We start from the raw sequence: 11102 nt of genomic DNA, 5'->3' as shown, positions 1-11102 counted from the left end.
GGGATATACGGATGCAGCCTTAACCTGATAACCGAAAATAACGAAAACCTCACTTGCAGGAAATGAGGTGTCCATATATGGGTTCATGGCGTGTCGGAGGAGGCGGCCCTGTTGCCTCTATCATCGTGAAACATCATATTGGTATGACCATCTAACCTTGTCTTTATAATCAAAGGAACCTCCCGGCATGGCACCCAAGGATTTGTTACTGGCACTGGTGGTGATTTGCGTCTGGGGCATGAACTTCGTGGTGATCCTGGTCGGGCTGGACGGGGTGCCGCCCATGCTGCTGGGGGCTCTGCGCTTTACCTTGGTGGCCTTTCCCGCCGTCTTGCTGATCAGGCGGCCGCAGGTGCCCTGGCGCTGGTTGGTAGCCTACGGCGGCACTATTTCGCTGGGCCAGTTTGCCTTTCTGTTCTACGCCATGGCCAATGGCATGCCGGCAGGGCTGGCCTCATTGGTGCTACAATCGCAGGCCTTCTTCAGCCTGCTGTTTGCCGCCGTACTGCTGGGAGAAAGGGTCAAGCCGGTCAATCTGGCAGGCTTGCTGGTGGCGGCGGCCGGACTGGCGGTGATCGGTCGGGGTGGCGACGGCACCATGACCATTCTGGGGCTGGGGTTGACCCTGGCGGCATCGGCCATGTGGGCGCTGGGCAATATCGTCACCAAGAAAATAGGCCGGGTCGATCTTGTCGGTCTTATCGTCTGGGGCAACCTGGTGCCGCCGCTGCCGTTTCTCGGTCTGTCGCTCTGGCTGGAAGGGCCGCAGCAGATCATGGAGGCCCTGCGTCATATCGGCAGTCATACCCTGCTGGCGCTGGCATATCTGGCCTTTGTGGCCACCTTGCTGGGCTACGGGCTCTGGAGCCGTTTGCTGCAGCGTTATCCCACCGGCATGGTGGCGCCGTTTTCTCTGCTGGTGCCGGTGGTGGGCCTGAGCTCGGCGGTGTGGCTGCTGGATGAACACCTCACCTCGGCCCAGTGGGCCGGAGCCTTGCTGGTGATGCTGGGGCTGGGGCTGAATGTGTTTGGCGTGCGCCTCTGGAAACTAGTTTCAGGTAAAGACAAAAGCTCGGTAAAAGGGTAAGATGGCGCCTCACACATTCCGGTGGTGGTTAAAAAGAAAGCACTTTTCAATGTCGAGCGGCTGGCTATACTGAGCCCCGTTTCCGGGATGGGTTCCCTAACCCCATTAATCAAAAAGGTAAAAAATGGTTATTTCTCCTACCCAATATCGTACGGCCCTGATCCGGCTGTCGCTGTTCCATGTCGCCATCATTGCCGCCAGTAACTACCTGGTGCAGCTGCCTTTTACCCTGTTCGGCTTTCATACCACCTGGGGCGCGCTCAGCTTTCCCTTCATCTATCTGGCCACGGATCTGACGGTGCGCATCTTCGGTGCCGACATGGCGCGGCGCATCATCTTTCTGGTGATGCTGCCGGCATTGGCGACCTCTTATGTGTTGTCGGTGCTGTTTTTCGAGGCGCAATATCAGGGGCTGGCTTCTCTGTCCGAGTTCAACCTGTTCGTGGCCCGCATCGCCCTGGCGAGCTTCATGGCCTATGTGCTGGGCCAGATCATGGATGTGTCGGTATTCAACCGGCTGCGGCAGATAAAAACCTGGTGGGTGGCGCCAACCTGTTCCACCATTTTTGGTAATCTGGTCGATACCCTGGTGTTTTTCAGCCTGGCTTTTTATCGGTCTCCGGATCCCTTCATGGCCCAGCACTGGGTCGAAATCGCCTGGGTGGATTACGGCGTCAAGCTGTTGTTCAGCCTGGTGTTGTTCGTGCCCGCCTACGGCCTCTTGCTCAAATACCTGAGCAGCAAGTTTGTCGGTGAAGCCCACACCCGCGTCGAGGCCCGCACCGGCTATTAAAGCCGGGTCAGTGCCTCGATATCGAGGGCCTCGGCATAGGCGTTGAGGTCCTCTTCCGTCACGCCTCGGCCGCGCAGCTGGATCAGGATTCGGTTGGCAATAAGCATCTGCAGCTCCCGGCTGTTACTCTCTTCTTTCATCATGGCGGTTTGCCCCTTGATGCGCTTTACTTTGTAGCCGCCCATGGCTGCCATGCTGGGGTTGGTAAAGAGCACGGCCATGGTCTGCAGCAGGGGAGAGTCTTTGGTGATGCTGAGCTCCAGGCTGGCATTGTCTTTGCGATAGCGGCGAGAGGCGTTGATACCGCCCCCGAAAAAGGCTGCCGAACCGGCTTGGGTATCCACTTTTTCGGCCTGCCAGCCGGTGAGTGGCTCCGGAAACAGGGTGCCGAGTTCTCCGGCCTGCAGCTGGCGAATAAGGGTGGAAACATAGTCGAATTGCGCCGCTGCCTGCGACAGCTCGCCGGCCTTATAGGCCCGGTTACCCTCGGTGATGGCCTGCCTGATTTCGGCATTGGTTTCGGTACGGGTCTCGGTCTCGTCGGCGAACAGTGCACAGGGCAACAAGAGCCCCGCCCATAACCCCACCCATAAACATCGTTTGTTCATCTGCTTCCCTCCGGCTGTCTTTCATCCATCCATTGTAGTCAAGTTGCCATCGGGGGGAGTCAGGGGCGGACCCAGGGAAAAGCGGCAGTAAGTGAAGAAATATGTTTGCAATTACAAATGATAACGATTATCGTTACATTGCTTTCGGGACATGACTTCCACTCTTTCCAGCGGTAGGTGAAGACAGCTTGCGAAGGCACGACATTGCTCACATTGCTTCCAGAGTTTTAGGCCGGCTTATGCCGGCCTTTTTTTAGCTTATTACATTTCCAGTAGTCGCTTCACCAGTTTGCCGATGCCGGTATCGGCCTCGGTGATGTTCTTGGCCAGCATATAGGCCGGGGTGGAGATCACCTGATAATGGCTGTCTTCCACCACATCGGTCACAGCACAACCTATGTGTTCACCACCCATGGCGGTGAAGGCCTCGGCCACGGCGGCTTCGGTGCCTATGGTGCCCTTGACCCCGGCGGGATAGACGCGCGGCATCAGTATCGGCGAGATGCAGCAATAGCCGGCGGGCTTGCGTGCGGCCGCGAAGTCTTTACAGACGCTCAGCACCTGGGGATCCACCTGTGCATCTGCGCCATGCGCGGCGAAGTCGCACAGGTTCTTGGCGGCGCCAAAGCCGCCGGGCAGCAGCAGGGCATCGAAGTCGTCGACCTTTAGTTCGGTGAGGGGTTTGATGTCGCCGCGGGCGATGCGGGCGGCTTCTTCCAGCACATTACGGCTGCCGGGCTCTTCTTCGCCACTGAGATGATTGACCACATGATGCTGGGGCTTGTCGGGGGCAAAACACTGATAACTGGCTCCTTGCCTGGCCAGGTGCAGCAGACACAACACGGCCTCGTGAATTTCTGCTCCGTCATAGACGCCGCAGCCGCTTAAAATAACGGCAACTTTTTTCATGTCAGTCTCCTTGTTTGGCGTTAAGTTTGACATTAATAATCCGTGATCCAGCGCCGGGTGATCTGTCAGAACTATGCTAGCATTTATTTCGCTCAACAATTGCGCAGAACTTCGTTACTGTAGATTTTCCACATTTTAAGATCCGCAAGCAAGATCCATATTTAAATTATAAGATGTTGATAAATAAGAGTTCTATTATTTTATCAAGATCTTGTCTCGATCCGCTTTGCACAGAGTTATCCACAGGCTGGTTTGGGGCCGCCGTGGTGTCGAAGGCCCGGCTGTGGCATGCTAGCGGCCAACGCATTAACGAGAAAAACGTCATGGTTGCCATTCCTGCCAAACCCCTGATCCTGGTCGATGGATCTTCCTATCTGTACCGTGCCTATTTCGCTTCCCAGCAGGCAGATCTGCGCACCAGCGACGGTCGCCCCTCCGGCGCTGTTCGGGTGGTCACCAACATGCTGCGCAGCCTGCACAAGCAGTTTCCCGACTCCCGGGTGACGGTGGTGTTCGATGCCAAGGGCAAGACCTTCCGCGATGACATCTACCCGGAATACAAGGCGCAGCGACCTTCGATGCCGGACGATCTGCGCAGTCAGATAGCCCCGATCCATGCCATCATCAGGGCCATGGGGTTGCCGTTGCTGATCGAGGATGGGGTAGAGGCAGACGATGTTATCGGTACCCTGGCGCGCCAGGCCACCGAGCAGCAGTTGGATGTGGTGATCAGCACCGGCGACAAGGACATGGCCCAGCTGGTGTCGGATCATGTGTTGCTGATGGACACCATGAAGAACAGCTTCATGGATCGGGACGGCGTGGTCGAGAAATTTGGTGTGCCGCCGGAGCTGATCATCGATCTGCTGGCGCTGGTCGGCGACAAGGTAGACAACATTCCCGGCATGCCCGGGGTGGGTGAAAAAACTGCCCTGGCGCTGTTGCAGGGGCTGGGATCCATCGACGACATCGCCGCCAATACCGACAAGGTCGCGGCTCTGGGCTTTCGTGGATCCAAGAGCTTCGCCGCCAAGTTTGTCGAGCATGAAGAGATGGTCAGGCTGTCACGGGTGCTGGCGACCATCAAGACCGACGTAGCGCTGGAATGGGGACCGGCGGAACTGCAGCAAAGCGAGCCGGATAAAGAGGCCCTGAAGGCCCTTTACCGGGAATACGAATTCCGCAATCTGCTGGAAGAGCTGGAGCCCGGCCAGAGCGATGAGCCGGTAAAAGAGCAGGCGCCGGCCATGGCCACCGACTATCAGACCATTCTCACCGAAGAACAGCTGAACGGCTGGGTGGAACGGTTGGCCAGAGCGCCTTATTTCGCCTTCGACACCGAGACCACCAGCCTCAATTACCGGGATGCCCGGGTGGTGGGCGTGTCTTTTGCCGTCGAGCCGGGCCAGGCCGCCTATGTACCTTTCGGCCACGATTATCTGGATGCGCCCGAGCAGCTGAGCGAAGCCATTGTGCTGGGCGCGCTCAAGCCGCTGCTGGAAGACGAGCAGCTCGTCAAGTTGGGCCAGAACCTGAAGTACGACGCCAATGTGCTGAAAAATCACGGCATCGAGCTGAAGGGCATCGGCCTGGACACCATGCTGGAGTCGTATGTGCTCAATTCGGTGCAGACCCGGCACGACATGGACAGCATGGCGGCGTTTTTCCTCAACCACAACACCATGTCGTTCGAGTCCATTGCCGGCAAAGGCGCCAAACAGCTGACCTTCAACCAGATACCGCTGGATCAGGCCGGCCCCTATGCGGCGGAAGACGCCGATATTACCCTGCGGCTGCATCACCATCTGGCCGCGATGCTTGCCGCCGAGCCCGAGTTACTGCAGGTGTTTACTGATATCGAGATGCCGCTGGTGCCTATTCTGGCGCAGATGGAATACACAGGGGTGGGCATCGACAGCGGCCTGCTGGCCATTCAGAGCGACGAGATTGCCAAGCGACTGAAAGAGCTGGAGCTGGAAGCCTTCGAACTGGCCGGAGAACCCTTCAACCTCGGTTCTCCCAAGCAGCTGGGCGAAATTCTGTTCAACAAACTCGAACTGCCGGTCTTGAAGAAAACCCCCAAGGGCGCGCCGTCCACTGCCGAAGAAGTCTTGCAGGAGCTGGCGCTGGACTACCCGCTGCCCAAGCTGCTGATGGAATACCGGGGCCTGAGCAAGCTCAAGTCCACCTATACCGACAAGTTGCCCCAGATGGTGAACGAGCACAGCGGCCGCATTCACACCTCTTATCATCAGGCCAATACCGCCACCGGCCGCTTGTCGTCGTCGGATCCCAACCTGCAGAACATTCCTATCCGTACCGCGGAAGGGCGGCGTATTCGCCAGGCCTTCGTGGCGGCGCCCGGTTACAAGCTGGTGGCGGCGGATTACTCCCAGATTGAGCTGCGCATCATGGCGCATCTGTCCCGGGACAAGGGCCTGCTGGACGCCTTCGGTCAGGGGCTGGATATTCACAAGGCCACCGCCGCCGAGGTGTTCGGGGTGGCGCTGGATCTGGTGACCACAGAGCAGCGCCGCCGGGCCAAGGCCATCAACTTCGGCCTTATCTACGGCATGAGCGCCTTCGGGCTGTCGCGCCAGCTCGGCATTTCCCGTGCTGAGTCCCAGGCCTACATGGATATCTATTTCGAGCGTTATCCGGGCGTGCTGCGTTACATGGAAGACACCCGCACCCTGGCCGCCGATAAGGGTTATGTCTCCACCCTGTTCGGTCGCCGACTGTACCTACCGGAAATCAACGCCAAGAACGGTGCCCGCCGCAAGGGGGCCGAACGGGCCGCCATCAACGCGCCCATGCAGGGTACCGCCGCCGACATCATCAAGAAGGCGATGATCAAGGTCGCCGGCTGGCTGGAGCAGCAGGCCGACGATGAAGTGCGAATGTTGATGCAGGTGCACGATGAGCTGGTGTTCGAAATCCGCGAAGACAAGGTCGAAGCCTTCAAGGAGCAGATCCGCGAGCTGATGGAGCAGGCCGCCAGCCTGGATGTACCGCTGCTGGTGGAAGTCGGCGAAGGCGACAACTGGGATCAGGCGCATTAACTACAGCTGATAGCTATAAGCCGGTCTCTTGGTTACCAATCAGCTTGCTGAATAAAGAGGCAACAGGGTTGCTTCTTTCGACCCGCTTCAGGTAAATGACACTCACCGTTTCAGCCTACTGCGAACATTCACAGGATGTTCGATCAGGCTGAAACAGTTCGTCAGGGCGAGACAAGCTCGCCCCCTTGACGCTCAGCAAATGCCATCTGACCGCTATGGATGGCGGGAATGTCGAAATGGCAGGAGCATTTTTCGACCCTGGCATTTGACGGTCGGCTGAAGCAATCCCTGCAGCCTCTTTTTGACGCCCGAGTTGGCTGTTGGCATCACAAACAGGCAACGCCGGAGCTTCAAGGAGGACAAAGGGATCTGCTCAGCCGACCTTCCGTTTCAGGGACGAAACGGAGAGCGTACATGGATGTATTCATAGCGAGTCGGCGGAGCGGGCCCTTTGGCCTATGTGCTACTTGAGCTCAAAACCAAGCTGTTCTCCTGCTCTGGGTTTGTGACTCAGAAACAGGCTTACCGCTGGGTTCACTGGTATTTGCGAGGCGCGGTCGTTATCATCGAAGGCTGTTAGTCGGGGAGCTGTAAAGCTGAGACGGTATCAATGCCGGACCCGCCGTACCTGATCCAGTTAATGCTGGCGTAGGAAACTAACGGGTAAACAGCAGTTTGCCGGTGGTTCCTTCGCCCGGAGGACCATAAGGATATGCCCAGTCACATGCCCTCACATCACACACATTCAAGTCACAAGCCGATAGTACTCACCATTGCCGGATCCGATAGCGGTGGCGGTGCCGGTATTCAGGCCGACATCAAGGCCATTTCCGCTACCGGCGGCTATGCCTGCTCGGTGATCACCGCCCTGACTGCCCAGAACACCCGTGGCGTCAGCGCCGTTCATCCGGTGCCCCAGGATATGATCCGGGCCCAGCTGGAGGCGGTGTTCAGTGACCTGCAGGTCACGGCGGTCAAGGTTGGCATGCTCGGCGACAGCGCCACCATTCGCACCGTGGCCGAGGTGCTGCGTCGTTATCGCCCGGCCCATCTGGTGGTGGATCCGGTGATGGTCACCGCCAATGGTGACATGCTGCTGGCCGAAGAGGCGGTGAACAGCCTTCGGCAGGAACTGCTGCCGCTGGCCGATGTGATCACGCCCAACCTGCCGGAAGCGGCGGCGTTGATCGGCAGCCCCCTGCCCGCAACCCTGGCAGAGGTCGAGTCTCTGTTCGAGGGGCTGGCCGGCCTGGACTGTGCCGCCGTGCTGCTCAAGGGCGGTTTTCTGCAGCAGGAGTCACGCAGCCCCGACTGGCTACTGAGGGGCGGCGAGGTACGCTGCTTCGATACCCCCAGGGTGATCACCGCCAATACCCACGGCACCGGCTGTACTCTGTCGGCGGCGCTGGCCTGTTATCTCGGCCAGGGACTGTCGATGGATCTGGCCGTGTCCAGCGCCAAGCATTATATCGACAGAGCCATTCTGGCCGGCAGTGGCCTGCGTATCGGTCAGGGGCGAGGCCCGGTGGAACACTTCTTCGATCGCTGAATGCCTAAATAGCGATCACCATCGCAAGCAGAGCCGCCATTACCGGGCTCTGCTTGCGTTTTGTCGGGGTGGCTTGTAGTATCGGCCGCCATAATAACTTAAAAAATATTCGATTAACTGCTTGAAAATCAATCGAAATGCTTCCTTAATATAGCCTGCGTCCTGTGCCGTTCTCCCTCTATTTTTTCGCTAATTCTGTTGCCTGAACAGGCATGGAAATGAGGCCGTTTGCCTATGCTTTTTGCTGTTATTTCGGGTTTTGTGTTAGCGGCGCTGGTGCCCCGCCTGTCGTCTGTTCTGGGGACGAAAATCGGCTGGTGCCTGGCCCTGTTGCCCGCCGCCTTGTTTGGCTACTTTCTGACGTTCTGGCCCGCGATTACCAAAGATCAGGTGCTGCTGCTCAGTCATGAATGGATCCCCAGTCTGGGTATCAACTTCAATTTCATGGTTGATGGCCTCAGCCTGATGTTTGCGTTGTTGATCACCGGCATCGGCACCTTCATCTTTATCTATGCGGGCCGTTATCTGCAGGGCCATAAAGATATTCACAAGTTGCTGATGTATCTGCTGGCGTTCATGGGAGCCATGCTGGGGCTGGTGCTGTCCAGCAACCTGATTTCCCTGTTTATATTCTGGGAGCTGACCAGCTTTACCTCTTATCTGCTGATCGGCTTCAATCACGAGCAGGAAAAAGCCCGCAAGGCGGCGCTGCAGGGACTCTTTATCACCGCCGGCGGCGGCCTGGCGCTGATGGCCGGGTTGATCCTGCTGGGGAACATTGGAGGCAGTTTCGAGCTGAACGAGCTGCTGGCTCAGGGCACGGACATACAGCAGCAACCGCTGTTTCTGGCGATGATGGTGCTGGTGCTACTGGGTGCCTTCACCAAGTCGGCCCAGACGCCGTTTCACTTCTGGCTGCCCAACGCCATGGCGGCGCCGACCCCGGTCAGCGCCTATCTGCACTCGGCCACCATGGTCAAGGCGGGGGTTTATCTGATGGCCCGGCTGCAGCCGATGATGGCCGGCAGCGAAGCCTGGATGCTGACCCTGTCGCTGTTTGGCGGCGTAACCATGACGGTCGGCGCCCTGATGGCGGCGTGCAGCACCGATCTCAAGCGTATTCTCGCCTTTTCCACCATCATGGCCCTGGGCACCCTGACCATGCTGATTGGCATCGGCACCCCCCATGCGCTGGAGGCGGCCATGGTGTTTCTGCTGGCCCATGCCCTCTACAAGGGCGCGCTCTTCATGGCGGCAGGTACCCTGGATCACGCCACCGGTACCAAGGATGTGCGCGAGCTGGGTGGCCTGCGCAAATACATGCCGCAGACGGCGCTGTTCATCACCCTGGCGGCGCTGTCGCTGGCCGGTATTCCGCCCCTGTTCGGTTTTATCGCCAAGGAACTGATGTTCGAATCGGCGCTGGGCGCGCCCTGGTTGTCGGGCCTGTTGATCGGATTGTCGGTGATCACCGCCATCGGCATAGTGGCGGCGGCGGCCCTGGTGGCGATCAAACCCTTTTACGGGACACTGAAACCCACGCCGAAAACGCCCCACGAAGCACCGCTGTCGATGCGACTGGGCTTTACCGTACTGGCTATCGTCGGCCTGCTACTGGGATTGATGCCCGGCCTGGTCACGCCCCTGCTGCAGGCGGCGGTAACCGCCATCGGCGGCGCACCGGCGGCCGAGCCGGAACTGGCGCTGTGGCACGGCTTCAACCTGCCCCTGCTGCTCAGTGCGCTGGCGCTGGTCTGTGGCGGGCTCCTGTACCACTACTGGGAGCAGATACGTGCCCCCCTGGCCGCCGCCCTCAGGCCCCTGGCCTATGGCCCCGAACGGGGTTATGAGCGGATGATGGACGGTCTGGTGGCGCTGGCCCGGTGGCAGACCCGGGTGCTGCAGAACGGCTACATGACCCGCTATATTCTGACCATACTGCTGACCACCATAGCGCTTCTGGCCTATGCCTTCTGGTCTGAAGACGCCTTTGTCTACTCCCTGTCGTTTGAGGGAGTGCGTTTCTACGAGATGGTGATCGCGGTGCTGATGATGGTGGCGGTGGTGTATGCCGGCGCCACCCATCTGCGGCTGGGCTCGGTCGCCGCCATCGGGGTGCTGGGGTTTGCCATGGCGATGATCTATGTGTTCTTCAGCGCCCCGGATCTGGCCATTACCCAGGTGCTGGTCGAAACCCTGACCGTGATCATGCTGGTGCTGGTGCTGTTTCGTCTGCCCGGGTTTCAGGACCTGTCCAGCCCGCTGGTGCGTTGGCGCGATGCGGCCGTGGCCGGGGCCTTCGGCGTTCTGGTCACCATGATGGTGCTCACCGTGAACCAGTCTTCTCTGCCGGGTGAGGGTATTACCGCCTATCTGGTGGAAAACAGCTACGTGGCGGCGCACGGGCGCAACATCGTCAACGTCATCCTGGTCGACTTCCGGGCGCTGGATACGCTGGGTGAGATCTTCGTGCTGGCGCTGGCGGCGATCGGCGTCAATGCCATGATCCGCTTCCGCTGGGAGACCCAGAAATGAGATCCGATAATTCCATCATTCTGCAGACCGCCACCCGTTTGCTGGTGCCGCTGTTGCTGCTGTTTTCCGTCTTCCTGCTGTTGCGCGGCCATAACGAGCCCGGGGGCGGCTTTATCGCCGGCCTGGTGGCGTCGAGCGCCTTTGCCCTGCACCTGTTTGCTTTCGATGCCAGCAGCACCAAAAAGCTGCTGAAGGTGGAAAGCCAGCTGCTGATGGGCGTAGGGCTCTTGCTGGCGCTGCTGAGCGGCATGGTAGGCGTGGTATTCCGGGGCCAGCCCTTTCTCACCAGCCAGTGGGGCACCCTCTATGTGCCGGGCATCGGCGAGCTGGCGGTGAGTACTCCCTTGCTGTTCGATATCGGTGTTTACCTGGTGGTGATCGGCGTGGTGTCGACCATATTGCTGTCACTGGACAAGGTGGAGGAATAAATGGAAAACCTGTTTGCTTTCGTGATTGGCGGTCTCTACGCCACGGCGCTGTTCATGATGTTGAGACGCAGCATCGTCAAACTGGTGATCGGGCTCATGATTCTGTCCAACGCCGCCAACCTGCTGATCCT

Annotated in this window: 8 protein-coding genes and 1 riboswitch; of the genes, 6 read left to right on the top strand and 2 right to left on the bottom strand. The window is 58.9% G+C overall.

Annotated elements, in window-relative coordinates:
- Positions 1 to 187: 187 nt before the first annotated feature.
- Positions 188 to 1087, top strand: a complete 900-nt coding sequence (locus tag UN63_RS15790; protein WP_104488388.1) for an EamA family transporter — start codon at positions 188 to 190, stop codon at positions 1085 to 1087.
- A gap of 124 nt (positions 1088 to 1211) precedes the next feature.
- On the top strand, positions 1212 to 1880 hold the full coding sequence (locus tag UN63_RS15785) for a 7-cyano-7-deazaguanine/7-aminomethyl-7-deazaguanine transporter (protein WP_104488385.1): 669 nt from the start codon (positions 1212 to 1214) through the stop codon (positions 1878 to 1880).
- Here UN63_RS15785 and UN63_RS15780 read toward each other — a convergent pair.
- Positions 1877 to 2488 carry a hypothetical protein gene (locus tag UN63_RS15780; protein ID WP_104488382.1) on the bottom strand — a complete coding sequence of 204 codons (612 nt, stop codon included), beginning with the start codon at positions 2486 to 2488 and terminating at the stop codon, positions 1877 to 1879. The genes UN63_RS15785 and UN63_RS15780 overlap by 4 nt on opposite strands.
- Before the next feature lie 261 nt (positions 2489 to 2749).
- Positions 2750 to 3397, bottom strand: a complete 648-nt coding sequence (gene elbB / locus UN63_RS15775) for an isoprenoid biosynthesis glyoxalase ElbB (RefSeq protein ID WP_104488379.1) — start codon at positions 3395 to 3397, stop codon at positions 2750 to 2752.
- Positions 3398 to 3720: 323 nt separating this feature from the next.
- Between elbB and polA the strand changes: the two genes are divergently transcribed.
- From polA to UN63_RS15755, 4 genes are all read left to right on the top strand, one after another.
- Positions 3721 to 6459 (top strand): DNA polymerase I, encoded by a 2739-nt coding sequence (polA, locus tag UN63_RS15770; RefSeq protein WP_104488377.1) that lies wholly within the window; start codon positions 3721 to 3723, stop codon positions 6457 to 6459.
- Positions 6460 to 7030: 571 nt separating this feature from the next.
- Positions 7031 to 7131: riboswitch (TPP riboswitch) on the top strand.
- A 52-nt stretch (positions 7132 to 7183) separates the two neighbouring features.
- Complete coding sequence (gene thiD / locus UN63_RS15765; RefSeq protein ID WP_104488375.1) at positions 7184 to 8008, top strand: bifunctional hydroxymethylpyrimidine kinase/phosphomethylpyrimidine kinase; 825 nt, start codon at positions 7184 to 7186, stop codon at positions 8006 to 8008.
- 234 nt (positions 8009 to 8242) lie between these two features.
- The gene (locus UN63_RS15760) at positions 8243 to 10543 is read left to right on the top strand and encodes a putative monovalent cation/H+ antiporter subunit A (RefSeq protein WP_104488373.1); all 2301 of its coding nucleotides are present in this window, start codon (positions 8243 to 8245) and stop codon (positions 10541 to 10543) included.
- Entirely contained in the window at positions 10540 to 10971 is a 432-nt protein-coding gene (locus UN63_RS15755) for a Na+/H+ antiporter subunit B (RefSeq protein ID WP_104488370.1), read from the top strand. The genes UN63_RS15760 and UN63_RS15755 overlap by 4 nt, the downstream gene beginning before the upstream one ends.
- Positions 10972 to 11102 lie beyond the last annotated feature (131 nt).

It is taken from the genome of Oceanisphaera arctica, from assembly GCF_002936955.1.
GTDB classification, from domain to species: Bacteria; Pseudomonadota; Gammaproteobacteria; order Enterobacterales; family Aeromonadaceae; genus Oceanimonas; species Oceanimonas arctica.
Note: the sequence above shows the minus strand (reverse complement) of the source record. Positions and strands in the feature narration are given on the sequence as shown.